Origin of the sequence: Paracoccus marcusii (assembly GCF_028621715.1) — a bacterium.
GTDB lineage: Bacteria > Pseudomonadota > Alphaproteobacteria > Rhodobacterales > Rhodobacteraceae > Paracoccus > Paracoccus marcusii.
The window spans coordinates 2,364,701-2,381,477 of record NZ_CP117466.1 but is presented as its reverse complement, the minus strand read 5'-3'; the positions used below and the strand labels follow the sequence as shown (position 1 = coordinate 2,381,477).

15 protein-coding genes are annotated in these 16,777 nt (G+C 67.8%); 3 read left to right on the top strand and 12 right to left on the bottom strand.

What is annotated here, in order from left to right; translation table 11 throughout:
• Window positions 1-10: 10 nt before the first annotated feature.
• The gene (locus tag PRL19_RS11730; RefSeq protein ID WP_273743082.1) at window positions 11-1,219 is read right to left on the bottom strand and encodes an N-acetylmuramoyl-L-alanine amidase; all 1,209 of its coding nucleotides are present in this window, start codon (window positions 1,217-1,219) and stop codon (window positions 11-13) included.
• Complete coding sequence (locus PRL19_RS11725) at window positions 1,216-2,352, bottom strand: pyridoxal phosphate-dependent aminotransferase (RefSeq protein ID WP_273743081.1); 1,137 nt, start codon at window positions 2,350-2,352, stop codon at window positions 1,216-1,218. Before PRL19_RS11725 ends, PRL19_RS11730 begins: the two co-directional genes overlap by 4 nt.
• A 157-nt stretch (window positions 2,353-2,509) precedes the next feature.
• Here PRL19_RS11725 and PRL19_RS11720 point away from each other — a divergent pair, with 157 nt between their 5' ends.
• Window positions 2,510-3,262, top strand: coding sequence for a DsbA family protein (locus PRL19_RS11720; protein ID WP_273743080.1), 753 nt, complete (start codon window positions 2,510-2,512; stop codon window positions 3,260-3,262).
• Here the strand turns inward: PRL19_RS11720 and PRL19_RS11715 are convergent, their stop codons facing one another.
• The 6 genes from PRL19_RS11715 to PRL19_RS11690 form a co-directional block, all read right to left on the bottom strand.
• Window positions 3,263-4,696: a mannose-1-phosphate guanylyltransferase/mannose-6-phosphate isomerase gene (locus tag PRL19_RS11715; protein ID WP_045999676.1), complete on the bottom strand. Its 1,434-nt coding sequence runs from the start codon at window positions 4,694-4,696 to the stop codon at window positions 3,263-3,265.
• A 247-nt stretch (window positions 4,697-4,943) separates the two neighbouring features.
• Window positions 4,944-8,516 (bottom strand): vitamin B12-dependent ribonucleotide reductase, encoded by a 3,573-nt coding sequence (locus PRL19_RS11710; protein WP_273743079.1) that lies wholly within the window; start codon window positions 8,514-8,516, stop codon window positions 4,944-4,946.
• A gap of 421 nt (window positions 8,517-8,937) precedes the next feature.
• Window positions 8,938-9,480, bottom strand: coding sequence for a 5-formyltetrahydrofolate cyclo-ligase (locus tag PRL19_RS11705; protein ID WP_273743078.1), 543 nt, complete (start codon window positions 9,478-9,480; stop codon window positions 8,938-8,940).
• Window positions 9,477-10,835, bottom strand: a complete 1,359-nt coding sequence (mgtE, locus tag PRL19_RS11700) for a magnesium transporter (protein ID WP_045999401.1) — start codon at window positions 10,833-10,835, stop codon at window positions 9,477-9,479. The genes PRL19_RS11705 and mgtE overlap by 4 nt, the downstream gene beginning before the upstream one ends.
• A 24-nt stretch (window positions 10,836-10,859) precedes the next feature.
• On the bottom strand, window positions 10,860-11,645 hold the full coding sequence (locus PRL19_RS11695) for an inositol monophosphatase family protein (protein ID WP_273743077.1): 786 nt from the start codon (window positions 11,643-11,645) through the stop codon (window positions 10,860-10,862).
• 136 nt (window positions 11,646-11,781) lie between these two features.
• Window positions 11,782-12,141 carry a helix-turn-helix domain-containing protein gene (locus PRL19_RS11690; RefSeq protein WP_042244532.1) on the bottom strand — a complete coding sequence of 120 codons (360 nt, stop codon included), beginning with the start codon at window positions 12,139-12,141 and terminating at the stop codon, window positions 11,782-11,784.
• Window positions 12,142-12,331: 190 nt separating this feature from the next.
• Between PRL19_RS11690 and PRL19_RS11685 the strand changes: the two genes are divergently transcribed.
• Together PRL19_RS11685 and PRL19_RS11680 are read left to right on the top strand one after the other, a co-directional pair.
• On the top strand, window positions 12,332-13,300 hold the full coding sequence (locus PRL19_RS11685; RefSeq protein WP_273743076.1) for an NADPH:quinone oxidoreductase family protein: 969 nt from the start codon (window positions 12,332-12,334) through the stop codon (window positions 13,298-13,300).
• Between the two features lie 104 nt (window positions 13,301-13,404).
• Window positions 13,405-14,139: a Bax inhibitor-1/YccA family protein gene (locus PRL19_RS11680; protein WP_045999403.1), complete on the top strand. Its 735-nt coding sequence runs from the start codon at window positions 13,405-13,407 to the stop codon at window positions 14,137-14,139.
• A 69-nt stretch (window positions 14,140-14,208) separates the two neighbouring features.
• Here PRL19_RS11680 and PRL19_RS11675 read toward each other — a convergent pair whose 3' ends face one another.
• The 4 genes from PRL19_RS11675 to rplU all read right to left on the bottom strand — a co-directional run bounded on the left by PRL19_RS11675 (window position 14,209) and on the right by rplU (window position 16,675).
• Window positions 14,209-15,222, bottom strand: a complete 1,014-nt coding sequence (locus PRL19_RS11675) for an LLM class flavin-dependent oxidoreductase (protein ID WP_273743075.1) — start codon at window positions 15,220-15,222, stop codon at window positions 14,209-14,211.
• A 63-nt stretch (window positions 15,223-15,285) separates the two neighbouring features.
• Window positions 15,286-15,870: a GNAT family N-acetyltransferase gene (locus tag PRL19_RS11670; RefSeq protein ID WP_232303256.1), complete on the bottom strand. Its 585-nt coding sequence runs from the start codon at window positions 15,868-15,870 to the stop codon at window positions 15,286-15,288.
• A gap of 106 nt (window positions 15,871-15,976) precedes the next feature.
• A complete protein-coding gene (rpmA, locus tag PRL19_RS11665) occupies window positions 15,977-16,249 on the bottom strand; it encodes a 50S ribosomal protein L27 (protein ID WP_045999405.1) in 273 nt (90 codons plus the stop codon).
• A 12-nt stretch (window positions 16,250-16,261) separates the two neighbouring features.
• Window positions 16,262-16,675, bottom strand: coding sequence for a 50S ribosomal protein L21 (rplU, locus tag PRL19_RS11660; protein WP_139597460.1), 414 nt, complete (start codon window positions 16,673-16,675; stop codon window positions 16,262-16,264).
• Between the last annotated feature and the right edge of the window lie 102 nt (window positions 16,676-16,777).

Below are 16,777 nucleotides of genomic sequence, written 5' to 3'. Positions count from 1 at the left end.
ACTGGGTGTGTCAGTGACGAAGCAGCCCCGCGCGCGCCTGTTCGTCGCGCCACCAGCCGGTCGTGGCCTCGGCCACGGCCTCGACCATGCGGGCGCGCCATTCGGGATCGGTCAGGTTCGCAAGGTCCGTCTGGTCCGAGATGAACCCCAGCTCCAGCAGGACCGACGCGATGTCGGGCGATTTCAGCACCGAAAACGCCGCCCCCTGCACCGGCCGCCCGTGCAGCCCGATCCCCCGCAGCGCCATGCGCGAGGTCAGCAGCCGCGCGAAGGCCTCGGACCGGGGCTGGGTGTCGGTGCGCGCGAAATCCATCAGCACCGTGGCCAGCGCGTCGTCCTGGCCGCGCAGGTCCATCCCCGCCAGCAGGTCGTCGCGCTGATGGCGCATCGTCAGCTGCTGGCCCGCCCGCATGTCGGACGAACTGTTCCAGACATAGACCGTGGCCCCCGCCGCCTGCCCCTGCGGCAGCGCATCGGCATGCAGCGACAGCAGCAGGTGGGATCCCGACCTCCGCGCCGCGGTCATCCGGTCCTCCAGCTTGACATAGACGTCGCTGTCGCGGGTCATCGTGACCGTCACGCCTCGCGCCTCCAGGGCGGTGCGCAGCTCCTGCGCGAATGTCAGGACCAGCGCGGCCTCGGTATCGGGGCCCGCCTGCGCGCCGGGGTCAAAGCCGCCGTGACCGGGGTCCAGCGTCACCGCCAGCCCCGTCGCGGTGGCGGGCGGTGGCAGGTCCGCCGGATCGGGCAGGTTGCGCAGCGCCGCCGCGGCCGACGGGCGCGGCGCGAAATCCTCGGGCGCGACGGGGTTCAGGGCGATGCGCAGCCGCGCCTCGGCTCCCTGGGTGCGCATCCCGGCCTCGGCCACGCGGAACGGGCCCGGCAGTTCGATGACCATCCGCGACCAGCCGCGCCGAAAGCTGCCCCACCGGATCGCAGGCGCCAGGTCCTGTCCGAACAGGTCGGCAGGGCTGCGGCCGCTCAGGTCGACGCCCTGCAGGTCGACGACTAGGCGCGCGGGATCGCCGACCAGGAATGTCCGCCACGGCACCGGGCGGTCCAGCGCCAGCGACAGCTCCAGCGGCTGCGGGCCAAAGGCGCGGTGCCACCAGCCCTGCGGCGCCTGCGTCAGGGACGACCCGCCCAGGATCAGCCGTGCCGGTTCCTGGGCCTGGACCGGCCCCGCCAGCAGCAGCAGGATCAGCAGCAGAAGCCTCATCTGGCCGCCATGAAGGCCGTCAACCGGGCCAGGCCCTCGGCGATGTCCGCCGTCGCGCGGGCATAGGAAAAGCGCAGCGTGCGCACGCCGCGGTCGGGGTCGAAATCCAGCCCCGGCGTGACCGCGACGCCCGCCTTGTCCAGGATCTCGGCCGCGAAGGCCACGGAATCGTCGGTCAGGTGCGACACGTCGGCATAGATGTAGAACGCGCCCTCGGGCGGGGCGATGCGGTCAAAGCCCGCGCGCGGCAGCCCCTCCAGCATCAGGCGGCGGTTCTCGGCATAGACGGCGCGGTTGGCCTCGGCCTCGGGGATGCAGTCCAGCGCGGCCAGGGCCGCCACCTGGCTGGCATGGGGCGGACAGATGAACAGGTTCTGGGCCAGACGCTCGACCGTGCGCACCATATCGGGCGGCACGACCATCCATCCGACCCGCCACCCCGTCATGGAAAAGTATTTGCTGAAGGAGTTTACGACCAGAACCTCATCCGTCACCTCAAGCGCGGAATGGCAGCGGTCGGCATAGGACAGCCCGTGATAGATCTCGTCCGATATCACCGCCATGCCCCGCGCGGCAGCGGCCTGGGTCAGGCCCGCCAGCTCCGGCACGGTCAGCACTGTCCCCGACGGATTGCCCGGAGAGGCCAGGATCAGCCCCTGCACGTCGTCGGGCAGATCGTCGGGCCGGGGCTGATAGCGGTCCTCGGGGCGGGTCGGGATGCCAACCGGGGTCAGCGACATCGCGCGCAGGATCTGGCGATAGCTGGGATAGCCCGGATAGCCCATCGCCACCCTGTCGCCCGCATCGAACAGCGCCGAAAAGGCCAGGATGAAGGCCCCGCTGCTGCCCGGCGTGACCACGACCCGCGCCGGGTCCAGATCGACCCCGTACCAGCGGCGGTACAGGTCCGCGATGCCCTGTCGCAGCGCGGGCAGGCCCAGGGCCAAGGTATAGCCCAAAGGCTGTTCCAGCGCCTGCGCCAGCGCCTGTCGCGCGCCCAGGGGTGCGGGGGTGCCGGGCTGGCCGACCTCCATGTGGATGACATGGCGACCTGCCGCCTCGGCCCGGGCGGCCGCCTCCATCACGTCCATTACGATGAACGGGTCAACCTGTCCGCGCAGGGAGTGTCGCATTCGCTCGGCCTCATTTTTGCCTTGTGATAGCGCGGGACGGCGGCACGCTCCAGCCTTTAGGCGGGGGCGTGCCGTCACGCAGCCGTGTCGGGGGCGTTCTTGCCATCGCGGACGCGGCGGTCCAAGCTGTCGCCCACATCAGACCAAGGGATGCCCCATGACACGCCTGACCGCCGCCTTTTTCCTGGGGACCAGCCTGGCCCTGTCCGCGCCCGCGATGGCCTTCGACATCTCGGCCATGACCGACGATGAAAAGGCCGCCTTCGGCGAGGCGGTGCGCGACTATCTGATGGAGAACCCGCAGGTGCTGATCGAATCGATCAACGTGCTGGAGAACCGCCAGGCCCAGGATGCGGCGCAGACCGACCTGCAGCTGGTCGAGGCCAACAGCGACGCGCTGTTCGACGATGGGCACAGCTGGGTGGGCGGCAACCCGGACGGCGACCTGACCATGGTCGAGTTCATCGACTATCGCTGCGGCGTCTGCCGCCAGTTCAACGCCGAGGTCCATGACGCGGTCGAGGAAGATGGCAACATCCGTCTGATCCTGAAGGAATTTCCGATTCTTGGGGAGGAAAGCGTGCTGTCCAGCCGCTTTGCCATCTCGGTCCACCAGATCGCCGGGGACGAGGCATATGAAAAGGCTCATGACGCGCTGATGGCCCTGCGCGCGCCTGCGACGGATGAATCGCTGCGCGGCATAGCCGAAGAGATCGGCGTCGATGCCGACGCGATCATGGCGCATATGGACACGGATGCGGTGAACATGGTCCTGCAGAAGAACCACGAGCTGGGCCAGACGATGGCGATCCAGGGGACGCCGACCTTCGTGATCGGCGACCAGATGCTGCGCGGCGTTCCGCGGGCGGGCGTGGCCCAGACCATCGCCCAGATCCGCGAAAGCATGTGATCAGTCGGCGCTGCTGCGCGAATAGACATCCTCGTAGCGGATGATGTCGTCCTCGCCCAGATAGCTGCCGGTCTGCACCTCGATCAGGACCATCGGCACCTTGCCGGGGTTCTCCATCCGGTGGACGGCGCCCAGGGGCACATAGATCGACTGGTTCTCGGTCACCAGGGTCACGCTGTCGTCGACGGTGACCCGCGCTGTGCCCGACACCACGATCCAGTGTTCCGACCGGTGGACATGGCTTTGCAGCGACAGGGCCGCACCGGGTTTCACCACGATGCGCTTGACCTGAAAGCGGTCTGCCAGGGCCAGCGTCTCGAACCAGCCCCAGGGGCGATGGTCGCGGGGGAACGCCTCGGCCTGCTTGGCGCGCTTGGCCTTCAAAGCGGACACGGCCAGCCGCACGTCCTGCGCCCGGCCCCGGTCGGCGACCAGCACCGCGTCCGAGGTCGCCACCACCATCACGTCGCGCAGCCCGATGCCCACGACCTTGAGATCGTCGCTGTCCGACCGCAGCAGCACGTCCTGACAGTCGATCGCGGTGGAATTGCCGTCGGTGACCACGCCGTGATCCGACGGCGCATGGTCCAGCGCCTCGCGCCAGACCGCGTCCCAGCCGCCCAGGTCCGACCAGCGACCCGAAAACCGCACTACGGTCAGGTTGTCGGCCTTTTCCATCACGGCATAGTCGATCGACTGATCCTCGACCCCCGCCCAGGGCGCCTTGGCCAGCCGCAAAAAGCCCAGGTCCAGATGCGCCTGGTCCAGCGCCTGCTGGACAGGCTCCAGATAAGCGGGGGCGTGGGCGCGGAACGCCTCGATCATGGTGCGGGCGCTGAACAGGAAGATACCCGCGTTCCACAGATAGTTGCCCGCCGCCAGCATCTGGCCCGCCCGATCGGCGTCAGGCTTCTCGACAAACCGCGCCAGGGGCTGCGGCCCCTCTCCGGCACCGGCCAGTTCCAGATAGCCGTAACCCGTCTCCGGGCGGTCGGGGGTGATGCCGAAGGTCACGATGCGCCCCTGCGCCGCGGCCTGGGCGCCCTGGGCCACGGTCGCGGCAAAGGCCGCGGCGTCGGGGATCACGTGATCGGACGGCGCGACCAGCACCAGCCCGTCGGGATCATCCGCCGCCACCATCAGCGCCGCCGCCAGGATCGCCGGCGCCGTGTTGCGGCCCGCGGGTTCGATCACGATGCGGCCCGGCGCGATGCCCGCCTGCTCCAGCTGTTCGGCCACGATGAAGCGGAAGTCGGAATTGGTCATTACCACCGGCGCCGCGAATCCCGCGCCCGACAGCCGCCGGGCCGAGGCTTGGAACAGCGTCTCGTCCCCGGTCAGGGCGGCGAACTGCTTGGGAAAGCTCTTGCGCGACACGGGCCACAGCCGCGTGCCCGAACCGCCCGCCATCAGCACCGGTGTAATCATCGTCATCGCAAACCCCTTGGGCGAACCCTGCCCTGTCATCATTCCTGCCGGTTGCAGCCGGTCGTTCCCGCAGTCAAGGGCCAAGCGCTGCCAGCGTCAAGTCACGCCCTGAAATCGCCGTGAAAAAGACCCCCGTGCACGGGGCCGCGCACGGGGGTCAGTCTTCGCGCGTCTGTGCGCGCTTGCTGCTGCGACGGGCCAGGCCTGTCGATGGGGAAACGACGCGGGGGGCCGCCTTATTCCCCACCCATGCTCAGCTGCAGCCGCTGGTGCCGCCGCAGGTGTTGCATTTCATGCAGGTACCGTTGCGCACCAGCGTGTAGTTGCCGCATTCGCCGCAGGGATCGCCTTCGTATCCCTGCATCCGGGCCTTGGCGCGCAGGTCCAGCCCCGTGGCCATCCCCGTCGTGACCGCCGTCACCGACACGCCGGCCTGCAGCGCCATCAGGTCCTGCGGCATCCGCTTGCGCAGATAGCCCGCGCTGCTGATCTGCTTCAGCATGGTCAGCGACTTCAGCTCGGACGGCTGGCTGAGGCGCCCCTCGTCCTCGCCGCCGCCCATCTCGTCGAAACGCGCGCCCTCGGGGGCGACATGGGCCAGGTCGGTGCGGTCCAGATAGCTGACGGCCAGCTCGCGGAACACATAGTCCAGGATCGAAGTCGCGTTCTTGATGCTGTCATTGCCCTGAACCATGCCCGCCGGCTCGAACCGGGTGAAGGTGAAGGCGTCCACGAATTCCTCCAGCGGCACGCCGTATTGCAGGCCCACCGACACGGCGATGGCAAAGTTGTTCATCATCGCCCGGAAGCCTGCGCCTTCCTTGTGCATGTCGATGAAGATCTCGCCCAGCTTGCCGTCGTCATATTCGCCGGTGCGCAGATAGACCTTGTGACCGCCGACGATGGCCTTCTGGGTGTACCCCTTGCGGCGCTGCGGCAGCTTCTCGCGGTTCGACCGGACGATCTCCTTGACGATGACGCGCTCGACGATCTTCTCGGCCAGGACGCGGGCCTTGTCGTGGGTGGACCCGTGGGCCAGGATCTCCTCGGCCTCCTCGTCGTCGTCGATCAGGGCGCTGGCCAGCGGCTGGCTCAGCTTGGAGCCGTCGCGATAGAGGGCGTTGGCCTTGATCCCCAGGCTGTGCGACAGCTCGTACGCCGCCAGCGTGTCCGCGATGGTCGCGCTGGAGGGCATGTTGATCGTCTTGCTGATCGCCCCGGAAATGAAGCTTTGCGCCGCGGCCATCATGTGGATGTGGCTTTCCACCGACAGATAGCGCGTGCCGGTCTTGCCGCAGGGATTGGCGCAGTCGAATACGGGCAGATGCTCGGCCCGCAGATGCGGCGCGCCTTCCAGCGTCATCGTCCCGCAGACATGGTCGTTGGCCGCGTCGATCTGCGCCCGGCTGAAGCCCAGATGGCGCAGCAGGTCGAAGCTGGGGTCCGACAGCTTGTCCGCCGGGATGCCCAGGGTCCCGCGGCAGAAATCCTCTCCCAGCGTCCATTGGTTGAAGACGAAGCGGATGTCGAAGGCTGACGGCAGAGCCGCCTCGACCTTGGCGATCTCGGCCGCGCCGAAGCCGTGACCGGCCAGCGATGCATGGTTGATGGCGGGGCAGTTGCCCAAGGTGGCGTGGCCCACCGCGTGGCCCACGATCTCCTCGATCTGCGCTGGCGCATAGCCCAGCTTCTCCAGCGCCGCCGGGACCGACTGGTTGATGATCTTGAAATAGCCGCCGCCCGCCAGCTTCTTGAACTTGACCAGGGCAAAGTCCGGCTCGATCCCGGTCGTGTCGCAATCCATCACCAGGCCGATCGTGCCGGTGGGCGCGATGACGGTGGTCTGGGCGTTGCGGAAGCCGTGCGCCTGGCCCAGGGCCAGCGCCTCGTCCCAGGCCGCGCGGGCCAGCTCGACCAGGCCGACATCCGGGCAGTTCGCGGCGTCCAGCGCCACGGGGGCGACGTTCACGCCCTCGCACGCCGTGCCATGCGCCGCGGCGCGGTGGTTGCGGATCACGCGCAGCATGTGGTCGGCGTTGCGGGCATGGCCCGGGAACGCGCCCAGTTCCGCCGCCATCCGCGCGCTGGTTGCATAGGCCGTGCCGGTCATGATCGCCGACAGCGCCCCGCAGATCGCGCGGCCCTGGTCGCTGTCATAGCCCAAGCCCATGTTCATCAGCAGACCGCCGATATTGGCATAGCCCAGCCCCAGCGTGCGGAAGTCATAGCTGCGCTGCGCGATCTCGCGCGAGGGGAACTGCGCCATCAGCACGCTGATCTCCAGCGTGACGGTCCATAGCCGGCTGGCATGGACATAGGCGTCGGCGTCGAACCGGCCGTCGGTCCAGAAGGTCAGCAGGTTCATGGACGCCAGGTTGCAGGCGGTGTCGTCCAGGAACATGTATTCGCTGCACGGGTTCGATCCGCGGATCGGCCCGTCCTCGGGGCAGGTGTGCCAGGCGTTGACCGTGTCGTGGAACTGGATGCCCGGATCGGCGCAGGCCCAGGCCGCATGACCGATCTGGTCCCACAGGTCGCGCGCAGACACGGTCTTGGCGACCGTCCCGTCGGTGCGGCGGATCAGCTCCCACGGCGCATCCTCGCGCACCGCGCGCAGGAAGGCATCCGTCACCCGGACCGAGTTGTTCGAGTTCTGGCCCGACACCGACACATAAGCCTCGGAATCCCAGTCCGTGTCATAGGTCGGGAACTCGATGCTGTCGAAGCCCTGGCGCGCGTATTGCAGCACGCGGTTCACATAGGTCTCGGGGATCATCGCGCGCTTGGCGCTGCGGATCGCGGCCTTCAGGGCGTCGTTGCGGGCCGGATCGACTTCTCCACCGCCGGTGCGGATCGCCGCGAAGATGCCGTTCAGCTCACGCTCGTGCAGCTTGGAGCCGGCGACCAGGGACGCAACCTTCTGCTCCTCGATCACCTTCCAGTTCACGAAGGCCTCGATGTCGGGATGGTCCATGTCGCAGATGACCATCTTGGCCGCGCGGCGCGTCGTGCCGCCCGACTTGATCGCACCCGCGGCCCGGTCGCCGATCTTCAGGAATCCCATCAGGCCCGACGACTTGCCGCCGCCGGACAGCCGCTCACCCTCGCCGCGCAGTGACGAGAAGTTGGTGCCGGTGCCGCTGCCGTACTTGAACAGGCGCGCCTCGCGGACCCACAGGTCCATGATGCCGCCCTCGTTCACCAGATCGTCGCTGACCGACTGGATGAAGCAGGCATGCGGCTGGGGATGCTCATAGGCGCTGGTCGATGCGGTCAGCGTGGCCGTCTTGTGATCGACATAGAAATGTCCCTGCCCCGGCCCGTCGATGCCATAGGCCCAATGCAGGCCGGTGTTGAACCATTGCGGGCTGTTGGGCGCACCCATCTGGCGGGCCAGCATGTGGCGCATCTCGTCCAGATAGGCGCGGGCATCGGCCTCGGTCGTGAAATAGCCACCTTTCCAGCCCCAATAGGTCCAAGCCCCCGCCAGGCGGTCAAAGACCTGCGCGGCGCTGGTCTCTCCGCCGAACCGGGCGTCTTCGGGAAGGTCGGCCATCGCGGCATGGTCGGGAACGTGGCGCCACAGGAATTCGGGCACGCCCTTTTCGCGGACGGGCTTCAGCCGCGCGGGAACGCCGGCGCGGCGAAAGTATTTCTGGGCGATGACGTCGCTTGCGACCTGGCTCCAGCCCTCGGGGACCTCGACCGCGTCGTTGCGAAAGACCACCGTGCCGTCCGGATTGCGGATCTCGCTGAGGGTGGTGGTGAACGCGATGCCGGCATAGGCCCCGCCGGTTTCCGTGGTAAAGCGCCGCTCGATCTTCATCCTGCTTGTCCTTCCGGTCCCCTGCGCGCAGCCGCGATCCGCCCGTGCAGGGTGCGTCCGCCCTAGGGGACGGCCGTCAGATCAGGACTGCTGCGACGTTCCTGTGGTCGCCCCCGATTAGGACCACCACATCTTGTGCCACACTGGCGATTGCCCACAAACTGCCGCCGCTTCGACGCTGTTTCAACCGAATTTTTTAGCGATCAGCCTCGCGAAGGCCGTTGACAGACCGCCCCATGGCTGCGTGCAAGATTCGCGCACAGAGACATGCAGGAACAGGCGGTGCACGCGGCATACGGCGTCAAAAATCACGTCCGAACAGTCCCTTGCCGACCGCATTCCACGACTTGTCCACAGGCTTATCCGCAATTCATCCCCTGGTTGCGCACAGCCGATGCAGATCTGCCACGCCCGGCGGAAATCAGCGCATGGGCGTCAGGACACCATCATCGGTCACGATCAGGTCCAGCGGCTGGTCCGTCGGCTCGGCCGGGATCAGATCCAGCTGCTGGCAGGCATAGGCCAGCCCGATCGCCGTCACCGGACCGGATTCGCGCAGCAATTCCAACGTCCTGTCATAGAACCCGCCGCCATAGCCAAGGCGGTTTCCCTGCCGGTCGAACCCCGCCAGCGGAACGATCAGCACGCGGGGCGTCAGCACCTCGGCCGAATCGGCCGGGTGCGCCGTGCCGAAGGGTCCGGGCACCAGCGCCTCGCCCCGCCAGCGGCGAAAGACCAGCGGGCGCGCCTTGCCGGTCACCACCGGCAGCACCAGCGGCCCGTCGTGCGCGGCCATCGCGGCGCGGGGATCGGCCTCGTCGCGCATGGGCCAGTATCCGGCCAGAACCGCGCGTGCATGGGGTGTCAGCGTCGCGATCAGGTGGCGCGACAGGGCCTGCCCGTCGCCGCCCGCGGCACGGGCCGCCAGCGCCTGCGCGCGCAGCCGGGCCTTGTCCGCGGTCACAGCAGCACCGCCGTGGCCAGCCCCAGGAAGGCCAGGAAACCGATCACGTCGGTCATCATGGTCACGAAGGTTCCCGACGCCAGCGCCGGGTCCGCGCCCAGCTTGTTCAGGCCAAGCGGGATCAGGATGCCCGCCAGCGCGGCGACCAGCAGATTGATGATCATCGCCGACCCGATCACCGCCGCCAGACCCGGATCGCGGAACCAGACCCAGGTGATCGCAGCCATGATGACCCCGAAGAACACTCCGTTGGTCAGCCCCACGATGACCTCGCGCCGGACGACGCGCAGGGCGTTGGCCCGGCTGAGGTCGCGCGTCGCAAGGCCGCGCACCGCAACGGTCAGCGTCTGCGTCCCCGCGTTGCCCCCCATCGACGCCACGATCGGCATCAGCACGGCCAAAGCCACCAACTGGGCGATGGCGTCCTCGAAGAAGGCGATGACGCTGGCGGCGGCCAGGGCGGTGACGATGTTGGTGGCCAGCCACGGCACGCGCTGGCGCACCGTCTGCATCACGCTGTCCGAGATGCTGGATTCGTCGCCCACCCCGGCCAGGCGCAGGATGTCCTCCTCGTGCTCCTCGTCCAGGACCTGCATCGCGTCGTCGATGGTGATGACGCCCACCAGGCGGTCGTCGCGGTCCACGACGGGGGCAGAGATCAGGTGATACTGGTTGAAGACATAGGCGACCTCGGCCTCTTCGGCAAAGGCGCTGATGGTGCGAAAGCTGTCCTCGGCCAGCTCGCGCAGCGTGGCGTCGCTGCGCGATGCCAGCAGGCGACCCAGCGTGACATAGCCCACCGGATGACGGCGCGGATCGACCAGGACGATGTGATAGAACTGTTCGGGCAGCCATTCCTCGGCGCGCAGGAACTGGATGGCGCGGGCCACGGTCCAATGCTCGGGCGCTGTGACGACCTCGGACTGCATCAGGCGGCCGGCGGAATATTCGGGATAGGCCAGCGACTGCTGGACCGCCGCGCGGTCGCCCGCATCCAGCGCGGCCAGGATCAGCGCCCGCTCGGCATCGTCCAGGTCCTCGACCAGGTCGACGACGTCGTCGCTGTCCATCTCGCGAACGGCATCGTCCAGGACCGCGCGGGGCAGCTGCTCCAGCACCTCCTCGCGGATGGATTCGTCGATCTCGGACAGGACATCGCCGTCGATGCCGTCGGCATAAAGCGTCAGGAAGGCGCGGCGGTCGCCGGGGGTCAGCCGCTCGATCAGGTCGGCGATGTCGGCCGGGTGCATCGGCTCCAGCGCCGCGTCCAGTGCGGCGCGGTCGCCGGCCTCGACCGCCGCGTCGACGCGGTCCAGCAGATCGTCGGTTTCGGTCGCGCGGTTTTCGTCGGCCATGCTGCCCCCTGCGTTCTTGTCGTGTCAGCCGTTCAGCAGATCCAGCGCCGCCCGGTGCAGCGCCTCGGACGCGGCGGCGATCACCTGACCGCCCTGGGCGGCGGACCCGCCCTGCCAGTCGGTCACGATGCCGCCCGCGGCCTGCACCACCGCCAGCGGACCCGCGATGTCATAGGATTGCAGCCCCGCCTCGATCACCAGATCGACCTGGCCCAAGGCCAGCAGGCCATAGGCATAGCAGTCCAGCCCGTATCGCGTCAGCCGCGCCCGGTCGGCCACGCGGCGAAAGGCCGTGGCCTCGGCCGCCGTGCCGATTTCGGGAAAGGTCGTCAGCAGCGTCGCGCGCTCCAGCAGCGTGCCGCCGCGCACGCGCAGCGCCCGTTCGCCCGCGGCCGAGGTCAGCCGGGCATGGCCAAGCCCGCCCTCGAACCGCTCGCCGACATAGGGCTGGTCGATCAGGCCATAGATGACGTCCCGCCCGTCGGACAGGCCGATAAGCACGCCCCAGCTGGCCGCCCCGCACAGGAACGCGCGCGTGCCGTCGATCGGATCCAGGATCCAGGTCAGCCCGCTGGTGCCGGGGGTCGCGCCATATTCCTCGCCCAGGATGGCGTCATCGGGCCGCTCGCGCGCCAGCACGTCGCGCATCGCGCGTTCGGCATCGCGGTCGGCCTGGGTCACCGGGTCGAAATCGGCCGGCCGCTTGTTGTCGGCCGCCAGATCCGCGTGGCGGAACCACGGCAGGATCGCCCGACGGGCAGCGTCTGCCATCAGATGCGCGGTGCGGGTGATCTGGTCTGCGTCCTGCATGCGGCTCCCTGCGTGTCGTCACGCCGGGTGTAGCCTGTCATGGGCCGGGGGACCAGCGGTCAAAGGGGGCCGTCGTCCGGCGGTCAAGCGGCGCGGGACGGCGGCAGGGTCATCCGCCTTCTGGCGGTCAGGCCTTTCAGGCGGCGTCGGACAGGACGCGGGCCAGCTCGAAGATCTGGCGACGCTGTGCCTCGGGCATGGCGTAATAGGCGCGCACCAACTGCAGCGCTTCCTTGTCGGCGAAGATGTCGCCTTCGACCACGCCGGGAACCTCGCCCTCGGACAGGCCCTCGAAGAAAAAGCTGACCGGAACGTCGACCGCCCGCGCGATGTCCCACAGACGCGAGGCCGAAACGCGGTTCATGCCGGTCTCGTACTTCTGGATCTGCTGGAACTTGATGCCGACCTTGTCGGCGAGTTGCTGTTGAGTCATGCCAATCATCCAGCGACGATGGCGGATACGCTTACCAACGTGAACATCTACACTATGCTTCATTGCCCCAACCTTTTGCAATCTCAGGATGCTCTAGCCCGGAAAGGCACAATTTTCGAGTGTCAACTTGGTTAATCGGGGCTTTCCTGACCATAAAGACAGGTCCAGGGGTGTCCTTGCGGCCATATCGGCATCGCGTTGACTTGGCCAGCGGGGATGCGAACGTGCAGACAACATCCGAGGGCCACAATACATGTCACAAATGATTCGCGCAGCCTTCATCTCGGCCCTGGGGCAGGACCCGGTGATCCGGGATGTTCCGCCCCCCGTGGCCCGTCCCGATCAGGTGCTTTTGCGCATGGGCGCGGCGGCATTGAATTTTGCCGACCTGCTCAAAGCTAATGGACAGTACCAGGAACCGGCCGATCCGCCCTTCGTGCCGGGGCTGGAGGGGGCGGGCACCGTCCTCTCGGCACCCGCCGGATCGGGACTGGTTGCGGGCACACGCGTGGTCGTTTCGGCACCGGGCACGATGTCGCAGGTGATGGCGGTCGATGCGGGGGCCGTCCAGGCCATTCCGGACGCCATGACGCTGGAGCAGGCGGCGGGCTTTCAGGTGGCTTATGGGACAAGTCACCTGGCCCTGGCCGGGCGCGGCGCGCTGCTGGCGGGACAGACGCTGGTCGTTCTGGGGGCCGCGGGCGGGGTCGGGCTGACCGCGGTGCAGATCGGCGCGGCGATGGGCGCACGGGTGATCGGCATCGCACGCGGCGCCGACAAGGTCCAGGTGGTCCGCCAGGCGGGGGCATCCCACGTGATCGACAGCGCCACCTGCCCCGATCTGCGCGCGGCGCTGCGCGATCTTGGCGGCGCGGACGTGGTCTATGACCCCGTGGGCGCCGAACCGGGCGAGGCTGCGTTCCGCGCCCTGCGTCCCGGCGGGCGGTTCCTGGTCATCGGTTTTGCCGGCGGTCGCCCCCCGGTGCTGCCGCTGAACCACGCGCTGGTCAAGAACATCGCCATCCATGGCTTTTACTGGGGCGGCTATCGCGGGCTGGACCCGCAGGCGCTGCGGGACAGCATCGACGCGCTGTTCGACCTGTTCCGCGCGGGCCGGCTGGACCCTGTCGCGGGCGCCACCCTGCCCCTGGACGATCTGGCCCAGGGCTACGTCATGCTGAGAGAGCGGCGCAGCGTCGGCAAAGTGGTCATCACGCTGTGATCCCGACGCATTTGAGCCAAGCGCGGCATTGAAAAATCCCGCCTTTCCACCGATATTGGACCCAAGCCGGCACTGCGTCGGCATGCCTTCCAAGGGAGACATCGATGGCAGATTACAACACGTACCGTACCGCGCAGGGCGTAGGCCACCGCACGGCGGCGGTCGACCAAGGCCTGCGGGCCTACATGAACAAGGTTTATGGGCTGATGGCGGTCGGCATGGGTGTAACCGCCGCGACCGCCTATGGGACCGCGACTGCCGCCATGACCAACCCGGCCGTGGCCAACACGCTGTACAACTCGCCGCTGCGTTGGGTGATCATGTTCGCGCCGCTGCTGATGGTGTTCGCCTTTGGCGCGGCCCTGAACCGGCTGTCCGTCTCGGCGGCGACCGGCGTCTTCTACGCCTTCGCGGCGTTGATGGGCGTCTCGATCAGCTCGATCTTCCTGGTCTATACCGGGGTGTCGATCGTCCAGACCTTCCTGGTCACGGCCATCGCCTTCGCGGGCCTGTCCCTGTGGGGCTATACCACAAAGAAGGACCTGTCGGGCTGGGGCACGTTCCTGCTGATGGGCCTGATCGGCCTGATCGTCGCGTCGATCGTGAACATCTTCATCGCCTCCTCGGCCATGCAGTTCGCGATCTCGGTCATCGGCGTGCTGATCTTTGCGGGCCTGACCGCCTATGACACGCAGAACATCAAGAACACCTACCTGCAGATGCAGGGTTCGGGTGCGGATTTCTTGGGCAAGTCCGCCATCATGGGCGCGCTGAAGCTGTACCTGGACTTCCTGAACCTGTTCATGTTCCTGCTGTCCTTCATGGGCAACCGCGAATAATCCAACGCACCTGCGACATGAAAAAAAAGGCCCCCTTTCGGGGGCCTTTTGCTTTTGCATGGCGGGGTCTCAGGCGGCCTGCCGGACCGGCGGCAGGGACGATGCCGCCTCGGCCGCAATCTCGAAGCTGCGCAGCCGGGCCGTGTGATCGTGGATCTGGCCGGTCAGGATCACCTCGTCGGGGCGATAGGTCTCGACCAGACGCGACAGCTGGTCGCGGACGCGCTCGCGGTCACCCACTGCACTGATGCGCAGCGCACCGTCGACGGCCTGGCGCATCTGCGCGCCGATCTCGGCGTCGATGTCGCGGACCGGGCGCGGCAGCTTGCCGGGCTGGCCGGTCCGCAGGCGCGCGAAGGCCAGCTGCATCGTCGTGCGCAGATAGGCGGCCTCTCCGGCATCGTCGGCGGCAAAGACGTTCGCCGCCAGCACCGCATAGGGCTTCTGCCCCCAGGGCGAGGGTCGGAACCGTTCGCGATAGATGCTCAGCGCCTGTTCCAGCTGTTCGGGCGCGAAGTGGCTGGCAAACGCATAGGGCAGGCCCAGATGCGCCGCCAGCTGCGCGCCGAACAGGCTGCTGCCCAAGATCCAGACGGGGATGTTCGTCCCCTCTCCGGGCAGCGCGCGGACGGCCGCGCCCGCGCGTTCAGGGCCCAGATAGTCCAGCAGCTCGACCACATCCTGCGGAAAGCTGTCGGCCATCGGATCCCGGCGCAGGGCGCGGATTACCGCGCCGTCACCCCCGGGCGCGCGGCCCAGGCCTAGGTCGATGCGGTCGGGAAAGGCCGTGGCCAGGGTCCCAAAGGCTTCGGCCACGGTCAGCGGCGCATGGTTGGGCAGCATGATGCCACCCGCCCCCACGCGGATCGTCTTGGTCGCCTGTGCGACCAATCCGATCAGGACCGCGGTCGCGGCGCTGGCGATGCCGGGCATGTTGTGATGCTCGGCCAACCAGAAGCGGTGATAGCCCCAACCCTCGGCATGTTGGGCAAGGTCGATCGTGTTGCGGATGGCGTCCTGCGCCGTGGACCCTTCGGGAACCGGCGACAGGTCGAGAACGGAATAGGGAAGATGCTGTGTCATTCCTCTGATCTAGGCCGCCTGCCCCGCTTTGCAATAACGGGACAGGACATATCAGGCAGTCGTTCAGGCCATCTTGCGCAGATAGGTCCAGGTCGGCACCCGGCCGCCCCGCGCGACGGACCAGCTTTCGGCATCGCCCAGATAGACGAAGCCGCAATTGGTCAGCACCCGGGCCGATCCCGGATTGTCCTGAAACGCCTCGGCGAACAGGGTCCGTGCCCCGTGCGGGTTCGCCGCGACAAGGGCCGCCACGGCCTCGGTCGCGAAGCCGGTGTTCCAGAAGCCCGCGCCGATCCAGAAGCCCAGTTCCGATTGCGACCCCTCCATGCGGGTCAGCGACACGACGCCCAGCAGCTCGGCCAGCTTGTGGTCCGACCCGTCGATGGCCCAGACATCCTCGGACCGATCCGCGGCCAGGGAGCGGGCGACGAAACTTTCGGCGGCGCCGCGGGGCAAGGGATGGGGGATGGCGCGCGTGCCTTCGGCCACGCGTCGGTCGGCGGTGTAATGTTCGATCAGGCCGGCATCAGAGGCGCGCAGCGGTCGCAGCGTGAACCGCTCTGTCGCGATCACGGGCTGGGCCGGGCCATCGGCCAAGACGGGCGCAAGGTCGTCCAGACGACTCCCCTCGCGCATGGGTGCAGACATCACCATGTTTCCTCCCCAAGAAACCGATCAATAAATGTGACGATAAAACGGTTCGGGGGACCGGCTCTCGCCGATCCCCCCTTAGCATCAGAATATTACGCTAAGGTTACTCGGCTGCTTCCAGCTCGGCGGGGACGATCGAAATGAACGTCCGGCCCTTCAGGCCCTTCTTGAAGCTCACATGGCCGTCGGTCAGCGCGAACAGGGTGTGATCCTTGCCCATGCCGACGTTCACGCCCGGCCACCAGGTGGTGCCGCGCTGACGTGCGATGATGTTGCCCGCGATGGCGGCCTGGCCACCGAACAGCTTGACGCCAAGACGGCGTCCCGCGCTGTCGCGGCCGTTGCGGGAAGAACCGCCTGCTTTCTTATGTGCCATGGGTCGTTCTCCTTAGGCTTCAGCGGCGTCTTTGGCCGGTTTCTTGGTCTTGGCGGGCGCATCGGCGGCCTCGACCTTCGTGCGGGCGCCGACGGCGGTCTTGACGCCGGTCTTGTCCGCACCCTTGTCCAGCACGTCGGTGACGCGCAGCAGCGTCAGCTGCTGGCGGTGACCGCGGGTCCGCTGCGAGCTGTGCTTGCGGCGGCGCTTGACATAGGTGATGACCTTGTCGGCCTTGATCTGCTCGATCACGGTGGCCTGCACGCAGGCACCGGCGACCAGGGGCGCACCCAGGGTCGAGCCGACCATCAGCACATCGTTGAACTGGACCGTATCGCCAGCCGCGGCATTCAGCTTTTCAACGCGCAGGACGTCGCCCGCCTGCACCTTGTACTGCTTGCCGCCAGTTTTCAGAACCGCGAACATCGCTTTCTTCCTTCATCACCGCGTCCTGCGGCCCCGACAATGTCGGCGTTGGGGGGGCGAACCCCGCCTTCGGACGGCGCACCCTTGTGCGGGTGTCGTTAA

Coding starts and splice junctions, on each gene's coding strand:
- PRL19_RS11730 (WP_273743082.1), bottom strand. CDS start 1,219: ATGAGGCTTCTGCTGCTGATCCTGCTGCTGCTGGCGGGGCCGGTCCAG.
- PRL19_RS11725 (WP_273743081.1), bottom strand. CDS start 2,352: ATGCGACACTCCCTGCGCGGACAGGTTGACCCGTTCATCGTAATGGAC.
- PRL19_RS11720 (WP_273743080.1), top strand. CDS start 2,510: ATGACACGCCTGACCGCCGCCTTTTTCCTGGGGACCAGCCTGGCCCTG.
- PRL19_RS11715 (WP_045999676.1), bottom strand. CDS start 4,696: ATGACGATGATTACACCGGTGCTGATGGCGGGCGGTTCGGGCACGCGG.
- PRL19_RS11710 (WP_273743079.1), bottom strand. CDS start 8,516: ATGAAGATCGAGCGGCGCTTTACCACGGAAACCGGCGGGGCCTATGCC.
- mgtE (WP_045999401.1), bottom strand. CDS start 10,835: ATGGCCGACGAAAACCGCGCGACCGAAACCGACGATCTGCTGGACCGC.
- PRL19_RS11695 (WP_273743077.1), bottom strand. CDS start 11,645: ATGCAGGACGCAGACCAGATCACCCGCACCGCGCATCTGATGGCAGAC.
- PRL19_RS11690 (WP_042244532.1), bottom strand. CDS start 12,141: ATGAAGCATAGTGTAGATGTTCACGTTGGTAAGCGTATCCGCCATCGT.
- PRL19_RS11685 (WP_273743076.1), top strand. CDS start 12,332: ATGTCACAAATGATTCGCGCAGCCTTCATCTCGGCCCTGGGGCAGGAC.
- PRL19_RS11680 (WP_045999403.1), top strand. CDS start 13,405: ATGGCAGATTACAACACGTACCGTACCGCGCAGGGCGTAGGCCACCGC.
- PRL19_RS11675 (WP_273743075.1), bottom strand. CDS start 15,222: ATGACACAGCATCTTCCCTATTCCGTTCTCGACCTGTCGCCGGTTCCC.
- PRL19_RS11670 (WP_232303256.1), bottom strand. CDS start 15,870: ATGTCTGCACCCATGCGCGAGGGGAGTCGTCTGGACGACCTTGCGCCC.
- rpmA (WP_045999405.1), bottom strand. CDS start 16,249: ATGGCACATAAGAAAGCAGGCGGTTCTTCCCGCAACGGCCGCGACAGC.
- rplU (WP_139597460.1), bottom strand. CDS start 16,675: ATGTTCGCGGTTCTGAAAACTGGCGGCAAGCAGTACAAGGTGCAGGCG.